Source organism: Micromonospora radicis (assembly GCF_003583405.1).
Lineage (GTDB): Bacteria > Actinomycetota > Actinomycetes > Mycobacteriales > Micromonosporaceae > Micromonospora > Micromonospora radicis.
Window position 1 is genome coordinate 1 of the sequence record NZ_QXEC01000039.1, and the last position, 21,119, is coordinate 21,119.

General features: G+C 72.6%; 20 protein-coding genes. 6 read left to right on the plus strand and 14 right to left on the minus strand.

The genetic code is table 11. The annotated features are described in order from the left end of the window. Positions 1-312 precede the first annotated feature (312 nt). From D2L64_RS25290 to D2L64_RS25305, 4 genes are read right to left on the minus strand one after another with little or no spacing between them, the layout of a single operon-like run. On the minus strand, positions 313-951 hold the full coding sequence (locus D2L64_RS25290) for a hypothetical protein (protein ID WP_119579706.1): 639 nt from the start codon (positions 949-951) through the stop codon (positions 313-315). 26 nt (positions 952-977) lie between these two features. Continuing rightward, a complete protein-coding gene (locus tag D2L64_RS25295; protein ID WP_119579733.1) occupies positions 978-2,027 on the minus strand; it encodes a type III polyketide synthase in 1,050 nt (349 codons plus the stop codon). 38 nt (positions 2,028-2,065) lie between these two features. After that, complete coding sequence (locus tag D2L64_RS25300; RefSeq protein WP_119579707.1) at positions 2,066-3,235, minus strand: acyl-CoA dehydrogenase family protein; 1,170 nt, start codon at positions 3,233-3,235, stop codon at positions 2,066-2,068. A 45-nt stretch (positions 3,236-3,280) separates the two neighbouring features. Then, positions 3,281-4,018 carry a methyltransferase domain-containing protein gene (locus D2L64_RS25305; RefSeq protein WP_119579708.1) on the minus strand — a complete coding sequence of 246 codons (738 nt, stop codon included), beginning with the start codon at positions 4,016-4,018 and terminating at the stop codon, positions 3,281-3,283. On the opposite strand from D2L64_RS25305, the gene D2L64_RS25310 reads away from it, so the two are divergent. The 4 genes from D2L64_RS25310 to disA all read left to right on the plus strand — a co-directional run bounded on the left by D2L64_RS25310 (position 4,017) and on the right by disA (position 8,562). Further along, on the plus strand, positions 4,017-4,904 hold the full coding sequence (locus D2L64_RS25310) for a UbiA family prenyltransferase (RefSeq protein WP_407663189.1): 888 nt from the start codon (positions 4,017-4,019) through the stop codon (positions 4,902-4,904). The two genes, D2L64_RS25305 and D2L64_RS25310, sit on opposite strands and share 2 nt — an antisense overlap. 139 nt (positions 4,905-5,043) lie before the next feature. After that, the gene (locus D2L64_RS25315; RefSeq protein ID WP_119579710.1) at positions 5,044-5,736 is read left to right on the plus strand and encodes a hypothetical protein; all 693 of its coding nucleotides are present in this window, start codon (positions 5,044-5,046) and stop codon (positions 5,734-5,736) included. Between the two features lie 87 nt (positions 5,737-5,823). Beyond that, positions 5,824-7,275, plus strand: coding sequence for a DNA repair protein RadA (gene radA / locus D2L64_RS25320; protein ID WP_119579711.1), 1,452 nt, complete (start codon positions 5,824-5,826; stop codon positions 7,273-7,275). A gap of 108 nt (positions 7,276-7,383) precedes the next feature. Then, positions 7,384-8,562 carry a DNA integrity scanning diadenylate cyclase DisA gene (disA, locus tag D2L64_RS25325; protein WP_119579712.1) on the plus strand — a complete coding sequence of 393 codons (1,179 nt, stop codon included), beginning with the start codon at positions 7,384-7,386 and terminating at the stop codon, positions 8,560-8,562. A 56-nt stretch (positions 8,563-8,618) separates the two neighbouring features. Here disA and D2L64_RS25330 read toward each other — a convergent pair whose 3' ends face one another. From D2L64_RS25330 to D2L64_RS25340, 3 genes are all read right to left on the minus strand, one after another. Then, positions 8,619-9,338, minus strand: a complete 720-nt coding sequence (locus D2L64_RS25330; RefSeq protein WP_119579713.1) for a hypothetical protein — start codon at positions 9,336-9,338, stop codon at positions 8,619-8,621. A gap of 137 nt (positions 9,339-9,475) precedes the next feature. Next, complete coding sequence (locus D2L64_RS25335; RefSeq protein WP_199714768.1) at positions 9,476-10,069, minus strand: peptide deformylase; 594 nt, start codon at positions 10,067-10,069, stop codon at positions 9,476-9,478. Continuing rightward, positions 10,066-10,578 (minus strand): glycine cleavage system protein R, encoded by a 513-nt coding sequence (locus D2L64_RS25340; RefSeq protein ID WP_119579735.1) that lies wholly within the window; start codon positions 10,576-10,578, stop codon positions 10,066-10,068. Before D2L64_RS25340 ends, D2L64_RS25335 begins: the two co-directional genes overlap by 4 nt. 98 nt (positions 10,579-10,676) lie before the next feature. Here D2L64_RS25340 and D2L64_RS25345 point away from each other — a divergent pair, with 98 nt between their 5' ends. After that, the gene (locus D2L64_RS25345) at positions 10,677-11,579 is read left to right on the plus strand and encodes an HhH-GPD family protein (RefSeq protein WP_119579714.1); all 903 of its coding nucleotides are present in this window, start codon (positions 10,677-10,679) and stop codon (positions 11,577-11,579) included. Between the two features lie 63 nt (positions 11,580-11,642). Here the strand turns inward: D2L64_RS25345 and D2L64_RS25350 are convergent, their stop codons facing one another. From D2L64_RS25350 to lysS, 4 genes are all read right to left on the minus strand, one after another. Then, positions 11,643-12,215, minus strand: coding sequence for a C39 family peptidase (locus tag D2L64_RS25350; RefSeq protein WP_119579715.1), 573 nt, complete (start codon positions 12,213-12,215; stop codon positions 11,643-11,645). A 247-nt stretch (positions 12,216-12,462) separates the two neighbouring features. Continuing rightward, positions 12,463-14,997, minus strand: a complete 2,535-nt coding sequence (locus tag D2L64_RS25355; protein ID WP_119579716.1) for an ATP-dependent Clp protease ATP-binding subunit — start codon at positions 14,995-14,997, stop codon at positions 12,463-12,465. A gap of 438 nt (positions 14,998-15,435) precedes the next feature. Further along, a complete protein-coding gene (locus tag D2L64_RS25360) occupies positions 15,436-15,786 on the minus strand; it encodes a histone-like nucleoid-structuring protein Lsr2 (protein WP_199714770.1) in 351 nt (116 codons plus the stop codon). Positions 15,787-15,900: 114 nt separating this feature from the next. After that, the gene (gene lysS, locus D2L64_RS25365; protein ID WP_119579718.1) at positions 15,901-17,409 is read right to left on the minus strand and encodes a lysine--tRNA ligase; all 1,509 of its coding nucleotides are present in this window, start codon (positions 17,407-17,409) and stop codon (positions 15,901-15,903) included. A 91-nt stretch (positions 17,410-17,500) separates the two neighbouring features. Here lysS and D2L64_RS27410 point away from each other — a divergent pair, with 91 nt between their 5' ends. Next, positions 17,501-17,659 carry a hypothetical protein gene (locus D2L64_RS27410; protein ID WP_158603549.1) on the plus strand — a complete coding sequence of 53 codons (159 nt, stop codon included), beginning with the start codon at positions 17,501-17,503 and terminating at the stop codon, positions 17,657-17,659. 14 nt (positions 17,660-17,673) lie between these two features. Here D2L64_RS27410 and D2L64_RS25370 read toward each other — a convergent pair whose 3' ends face one another. The 3 genes from D2L64_RS25370 to D2L64_RS25380 are packed head-to-tail and all read right to left on the minus strand — an operon-like array spanning position 17,674 to position 21,083. Then, positions 17,674-18,432 (minus strand): type III pantothenate kinase, encoded by a 759-nt coding sequence (locus D2L64_RS25370; protein WP_119579719.1) that lies wholly within the window; start codon positions 18,430-18,432, stop codon positions 17,674-17,676. 19 nt (positions 18,433-18,451) lie between these two features. Then, positions 18,452-19,348 carry a carboxylating nicotinate-nucleotide diphosphorylase gene (nadC, locus tag D2L64_RS25375; RefSeq protein WP_119579736.1) on the minus strand — a complete coding sequence of 299 codons (897 nt, stop codon included), beginning with the start codon at positions 19,346-19,348 and terminating at the stop codon, positions 18,452-18,454. 40 nt (positions 19,349-19,388) lie between these two features. Beyond that, positions 19,389-21,083, minus strand: a complete 1,695-nt coding sequence (locus D2L64_RS25380; RefSeq protein ID WP_119579720.1) for an L-aspartate oxidase — start codon at positions 21,081-21,083, stop codon at positions 19,389-19,391. Positions 21,084-21,119 lie beyond the last annotated feature (36 nt).

The window sequence follows — 21,119 nt, forward strand, 5'->3', positions numbered from 1 at the left end:
CCCCCCCCCCCCCCCCCCCCCCCCCCCCCCCCCCCCCCCCCCCCCCCCCCCCCCCCCCCCCCCGCCCCCCCCCCCCCCCCCCCCCCCCCCCCCCCCCCCCCCCCCCCCCCCCCCCCCCCCCCCCCCCCCCCCCCCCCCCCCCCCCCCCCCCCCCCCCCCCCCCCCCCCCCCCCCCCCCCCCCGCACCCCCCCCCCCCCGCCGCATCCGAATCGGATGAATCGGGCGGCCGATGGTGCGGGTTTCGCAAGATCACGCTCGATCCCGGATCGAGCGTGATCTTGTGTTCGGCCACGACTGGCCGGCGGGGTCGGTCAGGGCAGGGCGATCAGGCGGGCGACGAGCTTGAGCGGCGCGGCGCCGGCCGTCGTGAACGTCACCTGCACCGGGGCACCCGTACCGATGATCTCCGTCGTGACCACCGCGCCGTCGCAGCCCGCCGTCAGCGGGTCGGCCGCCCGGGCGCCGGTGACCGTGATCAACAACTCGCCGGGACCGGTGCAGCTGAACCTCAACAGATGCGGCTCGGCCGGACCGATCCGGGCCAGCCGGACGACCCCCATGCCATCGCTCAGGGTGGCCTCATCGCTCCAGACCACGGTGCCGCGGTTGCCCGGCCGGGCCACCCCCTGGCGATCGGCGGCCGAGGCGCCGCCCACGCTCTCGCCGACGGACGGCAGCACCGCCCCGGTACGCGGATCCACGAGCACCCCGCCGGTGGCGGCGTCCAGCACGAGGGTGGAAGCCGCCCCCGGGTCCTGGCGGAACAGGTTGCCGGTGACCGGATCCCCCGGCCAGTGGGTGCCCCCGTCGGGTGCCGCCGCGACCTGCGCTCCCGCCGGCAGCGGTGTCGGCGCCTCGGTCTGCCACCACCAACCACCGAGGGCCAGCGCGCCGACGCCGACGCCGACCAGCAGAGCACCCCGCAGCCGGTGACCGGGATCGATGTCCATACCCGCAGCGTAGTCGCCTCGACCAGTCAGGCGTGACGTTCCAACAGCGCCGCGTAGAGGGTGAGGCCGGGACCGAAGGCGAGCATCACCACCCGACGCGGGGGCGGACCGGCCCGGAACAACCGGTCGAGGATCAGCAGCACCGTCGGCGACGAGCAGTTGCCGTGCTCGTCCAGCACCTCCCGCGAGGTGTCCAACGCGGACGGGTGCAGACCCAACTCCCGCTCGACCACGTTGAGGATGCGCGGGCCGCCCGGATGTACCGCCCACCCGTCCACCTCCGACCGGCTGGTGCCATGACTGGCGAGCAGCTCGTCGACCAGGCCCCGGACGTGTGCCGCGAGCACCTGCGGCACCTTCGGCGACAGTCCCATCCGGAAACCGGTGTCGGTCACGTCCCAGGTCATGTGGTCGGCGGTGGAGGTGTCCGTGACCGCGGTGACGGCCCGGACCGCGTACCCGCGGCCACCGGGCACCACCACCGCGGCGACCGCCGCGTCCGAGAAGAGCGCGTGCGAGACGATCTGCTGGGTGTCGACCCGGGCCGACGACGGCTGTAGGTGCAGGCTGGTCAGCTCGGCGCAGAGCAGCAGCGCCGGCCGGCCGCGCGCGGTGACGAAGTCACTCACCGCGCCGAGCCCGGGCAGGGCCGCGTAACAGCCCATGTGACCGACGAACATCCGCTGGGTCGCCGGGGCCATGCCAAGATCCCGAGCGAGCAGGATGTCCAGGCCCGGCGTGGCGTACCCGGTGCAGGAACAGACGACGAACAACCCGATGTCGCCGGCGGACAGACCGGCCGCGGTCAGCGCCCGGCCGACCGCCTCCTTGCCCAGCGGCAACGCCTCGACCTGGTAGCGCCGCATCCGCCGCTCGGTGGGCCAGTCGGAGACGTCCTCGATCAACGGGTTGACCGCCGCCTGCCGCCGGCTCACGCCCGAGTTCTCGAAGATCCGCTCGGCGAGCGCCCGGGTGGTGCCGGAGAAGTGCCGGGAGAAGAACTTGTCCCAGAGTTCGTGCTGGTCGGCCGACGGCGGCGAAGCCGTGCCCAGACCCGCGATCACCGGTACGGACACGGTCCCACCTTCCTTCTGCTGCTCGGGCCCACCCACCCTCACCAACGAGGAGTCGATCCGTCGCGGTCCGGGTCACCGCCGAGCGCGGCCACCCCCAGCCAGTCCGCGCAGACGTCAGAGGTGGCCGGGTGCAGCGATCCGCACCGGGCGTCCCGGTAGAGCCGCTCCAACGGGTGTCCCCGACGGGTGGCGGAGGTGCCCGCCGCCTCCAGCATGGACGCGGCCACGTCGGCGGCGGTGGTGCCGGCCAGCAACTTGGCTCGCCACACCCAGCGGTTGGTCTCCGCGTCACCCGGCGCCTCGTCGACCCGACGGGCCGCCTCGGCGACCGTCAACTGGGCCGCCGCCACGGCGGCGTCGGCCCGGCCGAGGCGGGCGCGGACCGCGGGGAGGCCGCCGAGGTTGCGCCCGTTCAGGTGCTCCGCCGCCGCCTCGACCGCGGCCCGGGCCACCCCGACGTAGACGGCGGCGTAGCTGGCCACCAGCCAGTGCGGCATGAGCTGGGCGACCACCAGCGCCAGCCCCTCCACGCCACCGAGCAGCCGATCGGCCGGTACGGTGACGTCCAGATGCAGGTCGTGCGAGGCGGTCGCCCGCATGCCGAGCGAGTCCCAGGTCGGCTCGACGGTGACGCCGTCACCGGCCGGGATCAGGAACTGCGAGACCACCGCCGGATCGGCCGCGCTGCGGGCCGCCACCAGGTACCCGTCGGCGTGCCCGGCACCGGAGCAGAAGGTCTTGCTGCCCTTGATCCGCCAGCCGCCCTCAACCGGCTCGTACACCGTGCTGAGCTGCGACAGCCGGGCGCCGGCACCGCGTTCACTCATCGCCACGGCGTACCACGCGCCGTCGGCCGCCGCCCGCAGCAACCGGTCGCGGGCCGCCAGCGCCTCCTGCGGTACGCCGAGCGCCTCGGCCAGTTCCTCGGTGACCGCGCCGAGCGCGCCGGTGACCGAGGCGTGCATGTTGAACACCAGCGCGGTCGCCCCGTTGCCCCGGGCAAGTTCGGTGGCGACCGCCGCGTACCCGGCGAACGTCGCACCGGCACCGCCCAGCGCACCGGGGACCATCAGCCCGAACAGCCCGGCCTCGCGCAGGTCGGCGAAGTCGTCCACCGGGAACGAGCCGTCCCGGTCGTGCTCGGCGGCCCGAGCCGCCAGTCGGGGCGCCAGGCGCCGGGCCTCGTCCAGCGCACTCCGCTCGCTCATGGAACCCCCCTCGTCGCACGTTCCCATACCCCCCAGCGGGGTCGGCTATCCGCCGCGTACTCCGCGCCCCTGGTACAGCACGGCCGCCGACCGGGACGGCACGATGCGCGGGGTCTGACCAGCGGGCGTACCGGCGCCACGGGCCCGCCGCAGCAGCCACCGCAGCAGTCCGGGTACGCCCGGACGCACGCCCCGGATGCGCAGGTCGACGCCGTGCCGGGCGCACTCGGCCACCAACTCCCGGTCGTCCACGAACAACCGTGGATCGTGGATGCCGCGGGGTACCGTCGGCAGCCGCTCGGCGATCCGCACCGCGACCAGCCGGCTCACCGCCGTGTCGTTGAGGGTGTCCAGTACCAGCAGCCCGCCGGGCTGCAGCAGCCGGCACGCCTCGGCCACCGCGGCACGCCAGTCCGGGACGTGTTCCAGCAGCTCACCTGCGGCGACCACGTCGGCACAGCCGTCGGCGAGCGGCACCGCGGTGGCGTCGCCGTTGACCGCCGCCACCCCGTGCTGGACGGCCTGGGCCAGCGCGGACCGGGTCAGGTCCACCCCCACGTGTCGATAGCCCTTGCCGGCCAGGTGCGGGGCGAGCAGCCCGGCACCGCAGCCAAGGTCGACCAGGAGCGCACCGGGGCGCTCCGCCGGGGGCACCAGGGCCGCCCGGGCCTCGGCCAGCCAGTGCAGCATGGCGAACACGCCGTCCGGCCGCCACCACTCACCGGCCAGCTCGTCGTACTGGCGCGGATCGTTGCGGGGCAGGCTCAGGCCGGCATCGGGCATGGCACCGAGCGTGACACGACTACCCGGTAACGACCAGACTTCCGTTATGTCGTCGACGGTGTTAGGGCTGGTCAGAGCGAGCCATCCGGAACCGACCGCGGCGGTCACCACAGTGGCCGGTCTGCTCGCGGCCGGGATCGGGCATCCACCGGGTGGGATCGCCACGGTGGCGCTCACCGTGGCGGCCAGCCAGTTCGCCGTCGGCTGGACCAACGACCTGCTCGACGCCGACCGGGACGCCGCGGTGGGGCGTACCGACAAACCGGTCGCCGCCGGCGTGGTGAGTCGGCGCACGGTCGCGGTGGCCGCGGCCCTGGCCGCCGTCGCCACCGTGGCGCTGGCGTCGACCACGACCCCGACGGCGGCGCTCTGGGCCACGATCGGCCTGCTCTCGGCCCTGCTCTACGACTGGCCGCTGAAGTCGACCCCGGTCTCGGTGGTGCCGTACGCGATCTCCTTCGGCGCGCTCCCCGGCTTCGTGGTGCTGGCGCTGCCCGGCGCACCGGCACCACCGGCCTGGCTGATCGGCGCCGCCGCCCTCCTCGGCGCCGGGGCGCACTTCGCCAACGTGCTGCCGGACTTCGCCGACGACGCCCGTACGGGGGTACGCGGACTGCCGCACCGGATCGGCCCGGCGGGCAGCCGGTACGCCGCCGTCGGGCTGCTCGTCGCGGCGACCGGCGCGCTGGTGCTGGGGCCGCCCGGCCCACCGTCGGGCGTGGGTCTCGCGGCGATCGCGGCCGCCGTGGTGATCCCGGCGGGGTTCTGGTACGCCAGCCGCACCTCGCCGCGGGCCGGCGCCCGCCCGGTGGCCGCCTTCCGGGCGGTGATGCTGGTGGCGCTGATCGACGTCGTACTGCTGGTCACCAGCGGTCGGCTGGTGTGAACCTCACCCTGGCAGGTGGCAGCACCGGGTCGCCGTGCGGCCCACGATCAGCTCCAACTACCCTGGAACGCGGTCTGCGCGGGCATGGCCAGCGGGTCCGGCGGCGTAGCCGGGTGTGATCGTGACGAGGAGGACCGACGTGACGCGCTCGATCAGGGGTTCCCGGCGGGCTGCCGTACTGCTACCCGGGATCGCGGCGGCAGCGGCCCTGCTGCTGTCCGGGTGCGGCGCCGGCCAGATCTCCGAGACGGCCAACAAGGTCCCGTCGATCCAGGGCGTCAACCTCCAGGCCGGCGACGGCAAGTACGGCGTGCGCAGCGTCCTGGTCGCGTACCCGGGGGTCGAGGGCTACCGGGCCGGCGACGACGCCGTGCTGAACGCGCTCTTCTACAACGACTCCGAGCAGCCGGTCACCGTGACGGTCACCTCGCCGGACGCCCGCGAGGTGGTGCTCACCACGGTCCGCGCGGCGACCAGCCCGTCGCCCACCGGCTCCCCCTCGCCGACCGGCTCCCCGTCACCGGAGGGCTCCCCCTCCCCGGACGGGTCGCCGTCGCCGAGCCCGACCGAGTCGCCGGAGAGCCAGCCGGCCCGGATCGAGATCCCGCCGCTGAGCTACGTGCAGCTGAACACCGAGGGTGACCGGGTGCTCCAGTTGGTCGGGCTGAACGCGGCCGTGCTCGCGGGCGAGAACATCACCCTGAACTTCGACTTCGGCGGGGGCGACCAGATCACCAGCCCGGCGCCGGTCGCGGTGCCGCTCACCCCGGCGCCGGCCCCGTCGCCGATCGTCGAGCGGCACACCGGGTTCGAGGACGAGGGCGGTCACTGAGCCCGAACGACAGGATTCCGGCGCCGCCGGCGTGGTGACCCCATGCCGGCGGCGCCGTCGTCGTACCCGGGGGTTAGCGTCGCTCGGGTGAGCATCTCCCGATCGACTCCGGCCCGGGGCGCCGCCGGTGGGCGCGGCAGGACCGCCGGCCGTGAGCCCCGGCCCGCGTACGAGTGCGACGCCTGCGGCCATCAGCCGCCGAAGTGGGTGGGGCGCTGCCCCGAGTGCGGCGAGTGGGGTTCGGTGGTCGAGTGCACCGTCACCGGCCCCACCGTCTCCGGCCGGGTGGTCAGCTCCCGGGTGCCCGCCGAGCCGGCCCGGCCGATCGCCACCATCAGCGCCGCACCGGCCCGCGCCCGGCCCACCGGCGTCAGCGAACTCGACCGGGTGCTCGGCGGTGGCCTGGTGCCGGGGGCGGTGGTGCTGCTCGCCGGTGAGCCGGGCGTCGGCAAGTCCACCCTGCTGCTCGACGTCGCCCAGCAGTGGGCCGCCGGTGCCGGCAGCCCGTCGCTGGTGGTCAGCGGTGAAGAGTCGGTCAGCCAGGTGCGGCTGCGCGCCGAACGCATGGGCACCCTGCACGACCAGCTCTACCTGGCCGCCGAGAGCGACCTCGCGGCGGTGCTGGGTCACCTCGACGCGGTCAAACCCGGCCTGCTGGTGCTCGACTCGGTGCAGACCATCTCCACCACCGGCACCGAGGGGGTACCGGGCGGGGTGACCCAGGTCCGGGCGGTCACCGCCGCCGTGGTGGCGGTCGCCAAGGAACGCGGCATCGCCACCGTGCTCGTCGGCCACGTCACCAAGGACGGCCAGGTGGCCGGCCCCCGGGTGCTGGAGCACCTGGTCGACGTGGTGCTGCACTTCGAGGGCGACAAGCACTCGTCGCTGCGGATGGTACGCGGGGTGAAGAACCGGTTCGGCGCCGCCGACGAGGTGGGCTGCTTCGAGATGCACGAGGGCGGCATCACCAGCCTCGCCGACCCGTCCGGGCTGTTCCTCACGCGCTACGCCGAGCCGGTGCCGGGCACCTGCGTGACGGTGGCGATGGAGGGGCGCCGGGCCCTGGTGACCGAGGTGCAGGCGCTGATCGGTGCCACCGTGGCCGGTTCGCCCCGGCGTACCGTCTCCGGCCTCGACTCGGCCCGACTGGCCATGGTGCTGGCGGTGCTGCAACGCCGTACCGAACGGCTCACCCTGCACGACCGGGAGGTCTTCGCCGCCACCGTCGGCGGCATCCGGGTGGTCGAGCCGGCGGCGGACCTGGCGGTCGCGCTCGCCGTCGCATCCGGCGGTCTCAACCTGGCAATCGCGCCGCACCTGGTGGCGATCGGCGAGGTCGGGCTGACCGGCGAGGTGCGCCGGGTGGGGGCGGTGCCCCGCCGGCTGTCCGAGGCGGCTCGGCTCGGCTTCCGGCTGGCGCTGGTGCCGCCCGGCTGCGGACCGGCGAGCACCGGTGCCGGCCCGGAGCAGATTCGGGTGATCGAGGTCGCCGACGTCCGTTCGGCGTTGCAGGTCGCGGCCCGGGCGTCGGCGGAATGAAAGCCACGTCTCGGGTCATCCCGCCCGGATCGGTTCGAGTGGTGGGATCGTGACACATCACAGTAACCACAGGAGCACCCACCGCAGGGCAGTCCGTAGACTGTGCCCGTGCCAGTCGACCGCGACACCACCAAGCCTGCCGGCGCGACACCCCACGCCCGCACCGGTGCCGTGGGCTCGCCCGCCCGTCCGATCAGCATCAGCGTGACCGGGGGCGGCAGCACCGGCGATCCGCTGCGCGCCAACCTGGCCCTGATGGCGCCGGGAACCGCGCTGCGCGACGGCCTGGAGCGCATCCTGCGCGGCCGCACCGGTGCGCTGATCGTCCTCGGCTACGACAAGGTGGTCGAGGGCCTGTGCACCGGCGGCTTCCCGCTGGACGTCGAGTTCTCCGCGACCCGGGTCCGCGAACTGTGCAAGATGGACGGCGCGGTGGTGCTCTCCAGCGACGGCACCCGGATCGTCCGGGCCGCGGTGCACCTGATGCCCGACCCGACGATCCCGACCGAGGAGTCGGGCACCCGGCACCGCACCGCCGAGCGGGTCGCCCGGCAGACCGGATACCCGGTGATCTCGGTCAGCCAGTCGATGCGGATCATCAGCCTCTACGTGAACGGCCAGCGGCACGTGCTGGACGACTCGGCGGCGATCCTGTCCCGGGCCAACCAGGCGCTGGCCACCCTGGAGCGGTACAAGCTCCGGCTGGACGAGGTCTCCGGCACCCTCTCCGCGCTGGAGATAGAGGATCTGGTCACCGTACGTGACGCGGTGGCCGTGGTGCAGCGGCTCGAGATGGTCCGCCGGATCGCCGACGAGATCGCCGGCTACGTGGTGGAACTCGGCACCGACGGGCGGCTGCTCGCGCTCCAGCTCGACGAGCTGATGGCCGGCGTGGACGCGGACCGCACCCTGGTCATCCGGGACTACCTGCCCACCGGCCGGAAGTCCCGCACCCTCGACGAGGCCCTGGTCGAGCTGGATCTGCTCAGCGCCACCGAGCTGATCGACCTGGTCTCGGTCGCCAAGGCGATCGGCTACCCGGCCGCCTCCGACGCGCTGGACGCGGCCGTCAGTCCGCGCGGCTTCCGGCTGCTGGCCAAGGTGCCCCGGCTGCCGGCGGCCGTGGTGGATCGGCTGGTGCTGCACTTCGGCAGCCTCCAGCGGCTGCTCGGTGCCACCGTGGAGGATCTGCAGACCGTCGAGGGCGTCGGCGACGCCCGGGCCCGTGGCGTACGGGAGGGGCTGTCCCGGCTCGCCGAGGCGTCCATCCTCGAACGCTACGTCTGACCCACCGACCCCCGCCCCGATGGTCCCGCCTGGGCGGCGGCCCGATGCTGCGCCGGTCAGCCGGTGAGGACGAGCTTCGCCGGCTGGCTCAGCTTGGTGCCCACCCGGGCGAAGACCTCGTACGTCCCGGCCGGTGGGGTCGGCCCGTCCGCCAGCCCGTTGGCGCACCGGCTGCTGTCCTTGCCGTTCCAGCCGACCTGGTACGAGCGCTCGAAGCCCGAGGTGAAGGACTGCACGTCCGAGCCGGCGGCGGTGCCGCAGGCGTCCGAGGACCAGACCACCTCGGCGCCGGACTTGATGTAGATCTCCTGGGCGGTCGCGCCGACGTCCCGGCTGCAGGTGCGATCGGCCCGGTTGCGGACCTTCAGGTGCAGGTCGACGGCGGCGCCCCGGACCACCTGCGCGGGCAGCGCCACGGCGGTCACCGAGAGTTCCTGGTCGGTGCAGGTTCCCGCGTCGGCCACCGGCGCGACGGCGGGCGGGTCGTTGGTGAGGCTCGGCTCTGTCCTCGGGGTCGCCGATGGCTCCGTCGGGCCGGTACCGGCGTCCCCCGAGGGGGGTGGTGACCCGGTCTGCGGGGTCAGCACCGAGCCGGTGGGGTCCGGCGTGCCGGAGACGCCCGGATCGGGCTGACCGTTGCCGGTCGCGTCGTTGCCGCCGCGCTGCCCGTTGCACGAGTAGAGCAGCACAACCAGGAAGAGCAGGACCGCACCGAACACGACGGCGCGACGCCGCCAGTACACGGCGGGAGGCAGGGGGCCGACCGTCAGACGCATGATGCCCCCACCGTAGCGGCGGCGGGTACGACGGACGGTAGCGACGCGCCGGGGCACGTACGAGCCATCAGGACCGACCCTCCATTCTCGACAGTCGACGGCGGCGGACACTCACCCGTGCCGTCGGCGCGGCCAGCTCAGAGATAGACCTTGCGCTGGTAGATGGCGTGCGCGCCGGCCACCCGGTCGAGGAAGAGCAGACCCGCACAGTGGTCGATCTCATGCTGTAGGGCACGCGCCTCGAAACCGTCCGTCACCAGGCGTACCAACTCGCCGCTACCGGGCAACGTCGCCTCCACCACCAGCCGGCTGGCGCGCTTGACGTCACCGGTCAGGTCCGGCACCGACATGCACCCCTCCCGGCCCGCCTTCCACCGGGTCGCCTCGACCACCCGGGCGTTGCAGAGCGCGAACGTGCCGTGCACGGTGACCGCCTTGGCGTGCCCCGTGACGTCGACCGCGAACACCCGCGCGCCGACCCCCACCTGCGGCGCGGCCAGGCCGACACAGCCCGGCGACACCCGCATCGTGGCGATCAGGTCGGCGGCCAGCCGTACCGTCTCCTCGGCGGTCGGGTCGACCTCCGCACCGGAGCGACTGAGCACCGGATGCGGGGCGGAGACCACCGGCACAACCCGACCGGCGCCCAGCAGCTCGGGGGTCCAGTCACCGAGGCCGGCGTACGTCTCGCTCCGCGGGTCAAGCTCCGACCCGCCCGCCAGCCCGGTCACAACAGATCCGGCTCGGCGGGACGGAGCGTGACCTCCACGCCCAGCCCGGCGGCGGCGTCGGCCAGCCGACCGGCAAGGGTGTCGGCCGCCCCGGGCGGCAGGTCGACCTCGGCGACGACCACGTAGAGCGATCCGGCCAGCCGGGTACTCAGGTCGGTGACGTTGCCACCGGCGTCCGCCAGCACCCGGGTCATCGCGGCCACGATCCCCATCCGGTCCGCGCCGTGCACCGCCATCACGTACGGCTCACCGGCCGGGGCGATCTCGCCGTCGGGCGTCACCGCGCGTACCGTCGCCAGCAGCTGACCGTCGGCGGCGAGGGGGGCCAGCGCGGCCTCGACCTCGGCGGCGGCCGGGCCGACGCAGACCAGGGTCATCGCGAAGTGTCCCCGCAGGCGGGTCATCGTGCTGTCGGTGAGGTTGGCTCCGAGCCGGGCGAGCACCTCGGCGACGTCGGCCACGATGCCGGGCCGGTCCCGGCCGATGACGGTGATCGCGAGCTGGTTCATCCCGGCATTCTCCCCGATCGCCACCCGCCTGCGGCGACGGCCCGCCCGAAGGTGTCCACTCGGCGGGAACCCTCGGGCGTGACATCATCGGCGACGCGATGAGCGAACCCACCTTCGCCGGACGAGTGAGCCGGTGGTACGAGCAGAACGCCCGGGACCTACCGTGGCGTGAGCCGGACGTGACCCCATGGGCGATCCTGGTCAGCGAGGTCATGCTCCAGCAGACCCCGGTGGTCCGGGTGCTGCCCGCCTGGCAGGCGTGGCTGCAACGCTGGCCGACGCCGGCCGCCCTGGCCACGGAGAGTCCGGCCGAGGCGATCCGGATGTGGGGCCGGCTCGGCTATCCACGCCGGGCGGTACGGCTGCACGAGTGCGCGACGGCCATCGTGGAGCGACACGCGGGTGCGGTGCCGGACCAACTGGACCAGTTGCTCGCCCTGCCCGGCATCGGTACCTACACCGCGCGGGCGGTCGCCGCCTTCGCGTACGGCCAACGGCACCCGGTGGTCGACACAAACGTACGGCGAGTGGTCTGCCGCGCGGTGGCCGGCGAGCCCGACGCCGGCCCGGCGACCCGCCCCGCCGACCTGGTCGCCACCGAGGAGCTGCTGCCCGCCGAGCCGGCCGCCGCGGCCCTGGCCAGCGCCGCGATCATGGAACTGGGCGCGGTGATCTGCACTGCGCGGGCGCCACGCTGCACCGCCTGCCCGGTCGAGACGAGCTGCGCCTGGCGGGCCTCCGGGCAGGTCGCCCCGCCCGGCCCGACCCGCCGTCCCCAGCGGTACGCGGGCACCGACCGCCAGGTCCGCGGTCTGCTGCTCGGAGTGCTCCGGGAGGCGACCGGTCCGGTGCCGCACCAGCGCCTCGACCAGGTCTGGACCGACGAGGTGCAACGCGGCCGGGCCCTGCGCGGCCTGATCACGGACGGGTTGGTCGAGCCGGTCGGCGAAGCGGCCTACCGCCTGATCGGCGACGGCCCACCGGCTCCCGTACCCGGCTGAGCCGGCCCGCCGGACCGGGCGGCGTCCATCGGCCCCGGATCGGGCGGAGTCCGGCCGGGTGGATCAGGCGGAGTAGCCCCGGCTGGCCACCCAGCCGGCCAGCGCGTCGATGCCGATCCAGTACTCGGCCCGCGCGGGGTCGGCCGAGTCGGCGACCTTCGCCGCGGCACCGCCGTCGCGGTAGCCGGTCACCGCGACGTAGTGGCCGTTCTCGAAGGTGTGCCCCATCCCGTCGAGGTCGACGGCGGTGCCGGCCACGTTGGCCACCACACTCCGCCCGGCGTCCAGGGTGCGGACGATGTCGGCCCGCAGCCGGTCGGTCTGGGCGGCGTCGGCGGCGTCACCCGGAATCTCCACGGTGCGGTAGACGCCCGTGCCGGCCCGCCTGTTGAGCGCCTCGGTGATCAGGTACGCCGAATCGGTGCCCCGCTCGGTGGTACCCATCTCCCGGGCCAGGTCGTCCTGCGGAACATCCCTGCCGATAACGGTCAACGCGTTGCGTACCGCCGCCGGGCCGCAGTAGTAGTAGTTCGGCTGGGCCTGGTAGCGGAAGTTCAGCTGCCGCTGGCCACCGCCCTGCCCAGGCTCGGCCGTACCCAGCGGGTTGGCGCGCTGCTCGTAGCTCAGAGTAGGCATGGATCATCGCCTTCCAACTCGGGGGGATCGGCGCCGGTTCGGTACTGCAACGGCGGACCGGGACACCGCATTCCGCCACCGTCGCTCGGCCGTCACGTCCACGCCGGTCCGGGGCGAACGCGCCCGGTGACCGGTGAAGGGGTCCGGGTCCGAATGCGCTCCCACCGATGCCGCTCAGGGGAGGCGGGACAGACGGCGGCGGCCCGGTGGCGTTCGCCACCGGGCCGCCGATCGTTCGTCCAGCGGGTTACTCGTCCGCGCCTGCCGCGGCGGTGCTGCCGCCCAGGTCGGCCGGGACCGCGTCCGGCACCTCGACGGGCCGCTCGGAGCCGTGGAAGACGAGCTTGGACTTGTCGACGTTGTTCGGGTCGCCCTCGCAGTCCACCAGCACGATCTGACCCGGGGTCAGCTCGTTGAACAGGATCCGCTCGGAGAGGTTGTCCTCGATGTCGCGCTGGATCGTCCGACGCAGTGGCCGGGCGCCCAGCACCGGGTCGAAGCCCTTGGTCGCCAGGTACTTCTTGGCGTTGTCGGTCAACTCCAGACCCATGTCCTTGTTGCGCAGCTGGGTCTCGATGCGGGCGATCATGATGTCGACGATCGACAGGATCTCCTGCTGACGCAGCTGGTGGAAGACGATGGTGTCGTCGATCCGGTTCAGGAACTCGGGCCGGAAGTGCTGCTTGAGCTCGTCGTTGACCTTCTGCTTCATCCGGTCGTAGTTCGAGTCGGAGTCCTCCGACGCCTGGAAGCCCAGCGAGACCGCCTTGGCCACGTCCCGGGTACCGAGGTTGGTGGTCAGGATGATGACCGTGTTCTTGAAGTCCACGATCCGGCCCTGGCCGTCGGTGAGCCGGCCGTCCTCCAGGATCTGCAGGAGCGTGTTGAACACGTCCGGGTGGGCCTTCTCGATCTCGTCGAAGAGGACCACGCTGAACGGCCGACGCCGCACCTTCTCGGTCAGCTGCCCGCCCTCGTCGTAGCCGACGTAGCCGGGCGGGGCACCGACCAGCCGGGAGACGGTGTACCGGTCGTGGAACTCGGACATGTCCAGCTGGATGAGGGCGTCCTCGCTGCCGAACAGGAACTCGGCGAGCGCCTTGGACAGCTCGGTCTTACCCACACCGGACGGGCCGGCGAAGATGAACGAGCCGGAGGGGCGCTTCGGGTCCTTCAGGCCGGCCCGGGTACGCCGGATCGCCTTCGAGACCGCCTTGACCGCGTCCTCCTGGCCGATGACGCGCTTGTGTAGCTCGTCCTCCATGCGCAGCAGGCGCGAGGTCTCCTCCTCGGTCAGCTTGTAGACCGGGATGCCCGTCCAGTTGCCCAGCACCTCGGCGATCTGCTCGTCGTCGACCTCGCTGACGACGTCCAGGTCACCGGCCTTCCACTCCTTCTCCCGCTGCGCCTTCTGACCCAGCAGCTGCTTCTCCTTGTCCCGCAGCTGCGCGGCGCGCTCGAAGTCCTGCGCGTCGATGGCGGACTCCTTGTCGCGGCGCACCTGGGCGATGCGCTCGTCGAAGTCACGCAGGTCTGGCGGCGCGGTCATCCGGCGGATCCGCATCCGGGCACCGGCCTCGTCGATGAGGTCGATCGCCTTGTCTGGCAGGAACCGGTCGGAGATGTACCGGTCGGCCAGAGTTGCGGCAGCCACGAGCGCTGCGTCGGTGATCGAGACGCGGTGGTGCGCCTCGTACCGGTCCCGCAGGCCCTTGAGGATCTCGATGGTGTGCGCCAGCGACGGCTCGCCGACCTGGATGGGCTGGAAGCGGCGCTCCAGCGCGGCGTCCTTCTCCAGGTGCTTGCGGTACTCGTCGAGCGTGGTCGCGCCGATGGTCTGCAGCTCACCACGGGCCAGCATCGGCTTCAGGATGCTCGCCGCGTCTATCGCACCCTCGGCCGCACCCGCACCCACCAGCGTGTGGATCTCGTCGATGAACAGGATGATGTCGCCGCGGGTGCGGATCTCCTTGAGCACCTTCTTCAGGCGCTCCTCGAAGTCACCGCGGTACCGGGAACCGGCCACCAGGGCGCCCAGGTCGAGGGTGTAGAGCTGCTTGTCCTTCAGCGTCTCGGGCACCTCGCCCTTGATGATCTTCTGAGACAGCCCCTCCACCACGGCGGTCTTGCCGACGCCGGGCTCACCGATCAGGACCGGGTTGTTCTTCGTCCGGCGGGAGAGCACCTGCATCACCCGCTCGATCTCCTTCTCGCGCCCGATCACCGGGTCGAGCTTGCCCTCGCGCGCGGCCTGGGTCAGGTTCCGGCCGAACTGGTCCAGCACCAGGCTGGTCGACGGCGCGGCCTCACCCGGAGCGGTGCCCGCCGCGGCCGGCTCCTTGCCCTGGTAGCCGGAGAGCAACTGGATCACCTGCTGGCGGACCCGGTTCAGGTCGGCGCCGAGCTTCACCAGCACCTGGGCGGCGACGCCCTCGCCCTCACGGATCAGCCCGAGCAGGATGTGCTCCGTGCCGATGTAGTTGTGGCCGAGCTGCAGCGCCTCACGCAGCGACAGCTCCAGCACCTTCTTGGCCCGCGGCGTGAACGGGATGTGCCCGCTCGGTGCCTGCTGGCCCTGGCCGATGATCTCCTCCACCTGCTGGCGGACGCCCTCAAGGGAGATCCCGAGGCTCTCCAGGGCCTTGGCCGCGACGCCCTCACCCTCGTGGATCAGGCCCAACAGGATGTGTTCCGTACCGATGTAGTTGTGGTTGAGCATCCGGGCCTCTTCCTGGGCCAGGACGACAACCCGTCGCGCTCGGTCGGTGAACCGCTCGAACATGCCCTCGTGCTCCTCACGTGCCGTGCGCACTCGATCTTGGTGGTCAAGACTCTCGGCGGGGCCGGATGCGCGAGCGCCCGGGACGGGCGTCCGCACCTCATTACTCTATCGCCGCGAACCGACTCGGCTGACCTCGTGTGTCTGTGCCGTAGGCCCGGTACGCGTCGTTTTGCACAACCATCCACGCTCAGCGGGTGTTCCGGGCGGGGACTCTGTACGCGCAGAGCGAAATTCGGCCGGCGACCGCAGGCCACCGGAACCGCCGCACGGAGGGGCTCCGGGGGCCGGAACGGCGTCCCCTGACGCCGTCCACAGGCTGTGGACAAGGCGTCCACCGGCTGTGGACAACGCCCACCCCGGTCGGATTAGTCCCGCGGACGACGACGCCGGCCCGGAGATGTCCTCCGGGCCGGCGTCGGCCGATGACCGCTGAAGCTCTCAGTGACCAGCCTTGGCGTGGAACTCGTCGACGATCTCCTGCGGGATCCGGCCCCGGTCGGAGATGTCCTTGCCGGCACTGCGTGCCCAGGCGCGGATGGCCTTGTTCTGCTCACGATCAGCGGTGGCGCCACCCCGACCGCGGGCGGCCCGCCCACCGACGACCACACCGCCGCGACCCACCTTGCTGCCGTGGGCGATGTACGTCGCGAATGCATCGCGCAATTTCTCGGCGTTCGAACTCGACAGGTCGATCTCGTACTGAACGCCGTCGAGCGCGAACTTGACGGTCTCGTCCGCGTCCCCGCCGTCCAGGTCATCGACCAGCTTGTGAATGATCTGCTTGGCCACGTCCCACATTCCTTTCGAGCAGGGCTGTTGGTGCCAACTGCAAGAGCAGAATAACCTGTAAGCCGCTTGGCGCGTCAATAGGATGCGGTATCGAGCCGCTGAGTTTCGTACCGACTACTCCGGGCGAACCAACGGGAAGAGGATGGTTTCCCGAATTCCGAGGCCGGTCAGCGCCATCAGCAGACGGTCGATTCCCATTCCCATCCCGCCCGCCGGCGGCATTCCGTACTCCATCGCCCGGAGAAAGTCCTCGTCCAGCCGCATCGCCTCGTCGTCGCCGCGCGCGGCCAACTGCGCCTGCGCGACCAGCCGCTCCCGCTGCACCACCGGGTCGACCAGCTCCGAATAGGCGGTGCCGAGTTCGAACCCGAGCACGTAGAGGTCCCACTTCTCGGCCAGCCCCGGCGCACTGCGGTGGCCCCGGGTGAGCGGACTGGTCTCCTCCGGGTAGTCACGCACGAAGGTGGGTGCGACCAGACCGGGTACGACCAGTTCCTCGAACAGTTCCTCGGCCAGCTTGCCCGGCCCCCACTTCGGGTCCACGGCCAGGCCGACCTTGTCCGCGTACTCGACCAGGCGGGCCCGCTCGGTCCGGACGGTGACCTCCTCGCCGAGCGCTTCGGAAAGCACTCCGAACAGGGTCACCGAACGCCACTCACCGCCCAGGTCGAACTCCCGGCCGTCGGCGTGCGTCACCACCGTCGAGCCACTGACCGCCAGCGCCGCCTGCTGCACGAGATTGCGGGTCAGCTCGGCCATCGTGTTGTAGTCGCCGTACGCCTGGTACGCCTCGAGCATCGCGAACTCGGGCGAGTGCGAAGAGTCGACACCCTCATTACGGAAGTTGCGGTTGATCTCGAAGACCTGCTCCACGCCGCCGACGACCGCACGCTTGAGAAACAGTTCCGGCGCGATTCGTAGATACAGATCGGTGTCGAGCGCATTGCTGTGGGTCACGAAAGGCCGGGCCGCGGCGCCACCGTGCAGCAGCTGCAGCATCGGGGTTTCCACCTCGACGAAACCCCGACCGTGCAGCGAATCCCGCAGGCTGCGTACGGCGGTGGCCCGGGTGCGGACCATCTGGCGGGCCTGCGGCCGGACGATCAGGTCGACGTACCGCTGCCGGACCCGGGCCTCCTCGCTGAGCGGCTTGTGCGCCACCGGCAGCGGACGCAGCGCCTTGGCGGTGACCACCCACTGCTCGGCCAGCACCGACAGCTCACCCCGCCGGCTGGTGATCACCTCGCCGGTCACCCCGACGAGGTCACCGAGGTCGATCAGGCGCTTCCAGTCCTCCAGCCGCTCCGCGCCGACCCGGTCCAACGACAGCATGGCCTGCAACTCGGTGCCGTCGCCGTCGCGCAGGGTGGCGAAGCAGAGCTTGCCGGTGTTCCGTACGAAGATCACCCGGCCGGTCACCGACACCCGGTCGCCGGTCGCGGTGTCGGTCGGCAGGTCGGCGTAGCGCTTCCGCACCTCGGCCAGGGTGTCGGTACGGGAGAAACCGACCGGGTACGGCTCGACGCCCTCGGCGAGCATCCGCTCCCGCTTCTCCCGGCGGACCTTCATCTGCTCGGGAAGGTCGTCGGCGGGGTCGACTGGTACGGGACTCTGCTGGGTCACGGCACGCTTCCTCAGAGGGAGAATTCGGGCGGGGTCAAGCCCCGAGCGTACTCAAGGGCCCAGCCGGCCGTTACTCGATAACCTGCCGGTCATGACCGAGCCCACTGCGCGGCTCTCCGTCGGCACGGCTGCCGGCGACTACGACCGGTTCGGCCGCACTGTCCACCGGCCGTGCTGCGCTGGGCGTACCACTGGTTCGACCCCGGCCGCCCACCCGGAGATCGCCCGGGTACTGCGGCCGGGCGGCTGAGCCGCGACGATCCCTCAGACGTTGCGCTCGTACACCATCCGCAACCCGATCAGCGTGATCATCGGCTCGTGGTGGGTGATGGTCCGGCACTCGTTGAGCACCAGCGGAGCCAGCCCGCCGGTGGCGATCACCGCCTTCAGCTCACCGAGTTCGGCGGCCATCCGCTCGACGATCCGGTCCACCTGGCCGGCGAAGCCGAAGTAGAGCCCGGCCTGGAGGCACTCCACGGTGTTCTTGCCGATCACCGAACGGGGTTTGGTCGCCTCGACCTTGCGCAGCTGAGCGGCGCGGGCGGCCAGGGCGTCGAAGGAGATCTCGATACCCGGCGCGAAGGCGCCGCCGAGGAACTCGCCCCGACCACTGATCACGTCGAAGTTGGTGGTGGTACCGAAGTCGACCACGATCGACGGCCCGCCGTAGAGGGTGTACGCGGCCAGCGTGTTCACCACCCGGTCGGAGCCGACCTCCTTCGGGTTGTCGATGGCCAACTGCACACCGGTGCGTACCCCCGGCTCCACGATGACGCTCGGCAGTTCCCCGTAGTAGCGGGTCAGCATGGTCCGCAGCGAGCGCAGCGCGGCCGGCACCGTCGAGCAGGCCGCGACACCGGTGATCTCGACGGCGTCTCCGGCGAGCAGGCCCCGGAACATCAGGCCCAGTTCGTCGGCGGTCGAACGGGCGTCGGTCTTGATCCGCCAGGAGTGCACCAACTGGTCGCCGTCGAAGGTGGCCAGAACCGTGTTGGTGTTCCCGATGTCGATGCAGAGCAGCACGCACGAAGCCTAGACGGGTTCAGTCCGTACGCAGGTCCAGGGCGATGTCCAGGATCGGCGAGGAGTGGGTGAGCGCGCCGACGGAGAGGAAGTCGACGCCGGTGGCCCCCACCGCGGCGGCGTCGGCGAGGGTCAGCCCGCCGGTCGCCTCCAACTCGGCCCGGTCCCCGACGGCCGTCACCACGTCGGTGAGCAGCTGCGGAGACATGTTGTCCAACAGCAGGAAGCGGGCGCCGGCCTCGACCGCCTCCACCGCCTCGTCGAGGGTGTCCACCTCCACCTGCACCGGCACCTCCGGGAACGCCGCACGGACCCGCCGGTAGGCGGCGGTGATCCCGCCGGCCGCGTACTTGTGGTTGTCCTTGATCATGGCGACGTCGTGCAGGCCCATCCGCTTGTTCGTCCCACCGCCCGCCCGGACCGCGTACTTCTCCAGGACCCGCAGGCCCGGCGTGGTCTTGCGGGTGTCGAGGACCATCGCCTTGCTGCCGGCCAGCGCGTCCGCCCAGGCCCGGGTGTGGGTGGCCACCCCGGACATCCGGCTGAGCAGGTTGAGCGCGGTCCGTTCGCCGGTGAGCAGCACCCGGGTGGGGCCGGTCACCGTGGCCAGCACGTCGCCGCGGGCCACCCGCGCGCCGTCGCGGGCCACCACCGACACCTCGACCGTACGGCCGCCAGCGGTCAGTGCACCGGCCAACTCGAAGGCGGCGGCGGCCACGGCCAGCCCGGCCACCACGCCGTCGGCCCGGGCCACCACGTCGGCGGTGTCGGTCTGCTCCGCCGGGATGGTCGCCACGCTGGTCACGTCGAGCAACTCCGGCCCGAGATCCTCGACCAGGGCGTTCTGCACGATCCGGCACACCTGCTCCGGGGCCAGCCCGGCCTCGGCCAGTCCCCGTCGGGTTTCGGCGCTCAGACCGGCGTCTCCGGCCGTCACGCGGCACCTGCGCAGTACGTCATCGGGTTTCCTCCCAGCGCATGGTCACTCGACCGTCGGCTCCGATCGCGCCGACCAGGTGGCCGTGCCACCGCTCGTCGGCCGTCGGAAAATCCTCCCGCCAGTGGCAGCCCCGGGTCTCCCGGCGGGCGTACGCGGCGGCGACCAGGGCGGCCGCCACCGTGAGCAGGTTCGTCGCTTCCCAGTCGGCGACCCGGGGCGTACCGCGGCCGGTGCCCAACTCGGTCAGTTCGGCGGCGGTCCCGGCGAGCGTCCCGGCCGAGCGGAGCACCCCCGCGCCGCGGGTCATCGCCCGTTGCAGGGTGGGCGTCGTCGCGGCCGGTACCACCCAGCCGGCGCTCCCGCGCCAGGCCGCGGTGTCCGCCGGGCGTTCCTGCTCGGGCAGTCCGGCGGCGATGTGGTCGGCGATCCGTCGGGAGAAGACCAGCCCTTCCAGCAGCGAGTTGCTGGCCAGCCGGTTCGCGCCGTGCACGCCGGTGCAGGCGACCTCACCGCAGGCGTACAGGCCGGGGATGGAGGTCCGGCCGTGCAGGTCGGTGCGGACCCCACCGGAGGCGTAGTGCGCGGCCGGCGCGACCGGGATCAGGTCGACCCCCGGGTCGACGCCGATGGCCAGGCAGGAGGCGACGATGGTGGGGAACCGGCGAGCCAGGAAGTCCCCGCCGAGATGCCGGGCGTCGAGGTGGACATGGTCGGCGCCGGTGGCCAGCAGCACCCGGTGGATGCCCTTGGCCACCACGTCCCGGGGCGCCAACTCGGCCAGTTCGTGCTGGCCGAGCATGAACCGCTTGCCGTCGGCGTCGACCAGGTGCGCCCCCTCGCCCCGCAACGCCTCGGAGACCAGCGGCTGCTGCGCGTGGCCGGCGCCGGGCACCCGGGCGTGTTCCGGCACGATCAGCGCGGTCGGATGGAACTGCACGAACTCCACGTCGGTGACGGCCGCGCCGGCCCGCATCGCCAGGGCGACGCCGTCGCCGGTGGAGACCGCCGGGTTGGTGGTGGCCGCGAAGATCTGCCCCATCCCACCGGTGGCCAGTACGACGGCCCGGGACAGGATGGCGCCCACCCCGTCCTCGCTGCCCTCACCGAGGACGTGCAGGGTGATGCCGCAGGCCGGGCCGAGCCCGCCGGGGCCGTCCCCGGCCGCCCGGAGCAGGTCCAGCACCAGCGCGTGCTCGACCAGCCGGATCCACGGATCGCGGCGGACCGCGTCGTGTAGGGCCCGCTGCACCTCGGCGCCGGTCGCGTCGCCGCCGGCGTGCACGATGCGGTCGGCCCGGTGCCCGCCCTCGCGGGTGAGCATCAGCGAGCCGTCCGGATTGCGGTCGAACTCGGCGCCGAGACGCATCAGCTCCCGCAGCCGGGTCGGCCCCTCCTCGACCAGCACCCGCACCGCCGCCGGGTCACACAGCCCCACCCCGGCGACCTCGGTGTCGAAGGCGTGCATGGCGGGGGTGTCGGCCGGGTCGAGCACCGCGGCGATGCCGCCCTGCGCCCAGCGGGTCGACCCCTCGTCGATGTTCACCTTGGTGACCACCGTGACGTGCAACCCGGCCTCGCGCAGGTGCAGCGCGGCGGTCAGCCCGGCCACGCCGGAGCCGACGACGATCACGTCGGTGGTCTCCACCCAGCCGGGCGCCGGGGCGGACAGCAGGCTCGGCAGTGCCGGCAGGCCGACGGTCGGTGACTCCATGCCCACAGTCAACCCGAATGCCGCTCGGCTCGGGCC

Bases quoted from the DNA above. Each gene is read 5' to 3' on its own strand.
- D2L64_RS25305 (WP_119579708.1), bottom strand. From the start codon at position 4,018: ATGCCCGATGCCGGCCTGAGCCTGCCCCGCAACGATCCGCGCCAGTAC.
- D2L64_RS25300 (WP_119579707.1), bottom strand. From the start codon at position 3,235: ATGAGCGAGCGGAGTGCGCTGGACGAGGCCCGGCGCCTGGCGCCCCGA.
- D2L64_RS25355 (WP_119579716.1), bottom strand. From the start codon at position 14,997: ATGTTCGAGCGGTTCACCGACCGAGCGCGACGGGTTGTCGTCCTGGCC.
- D2L64_RS25345 (WP_119579714.1), top strand. From the start codon at position 10,677: ATGAGCGAACCCACCTTCGCCGGACGAGTGAGCCGGTGGTACGAGCAG.
- D2L64_RS25330 (WP_119579713.1), bottom strand. From the start codon at position 9,338: ATGCGTCTGACGGTCGGCCCCCTGCCTCCCGCCGTGTACTGGCGGCGT.
- D2L64_RS25290 (WP_119579706.1), bottom strand. From the start codon at position 951: ATGGACATCGATCCCGGTCACCGGCTGCGGGGTGCTCTGCTGGTCGGC.
- D2L64_RS25380 (WP_119579720.1), bottom strand. From the start codon at position 21,083: ATGGAGTCACCGACCGTCGGCCTGCCGGCACTGCCGAGCCTGCTGTCC.
- D2L64_RS25350 (WP_119579715.1), bottom strand. From the start codon at position 12,215: ATGCCTACTCTGAGCTACGAGCAGCGCGCCAACCCGCTGGGTACGGCC.
- D2L64_RS25340 (WP_119579735.1), bottom strand. From the start codon at position 10,578: ATGAACCAGCTCGCGATCACCGTCATCGGCCGGGACCGGCCCGGCATC.
- D2L64_RS27410 (WP_158603549.1), top strand. From the start codon at position 17,501: ATGACCGAGCCCACTGCGCGGCTCTCCGTCGGCACGGCTGCCGGCGAC.
- D2L64_RS25310 (WP_407663189.1), top strand. From the start codon at position 4,017: ATGGCACCGAGCGTGACACGACTACCCGGTAACGACCAGACTTCCGTT.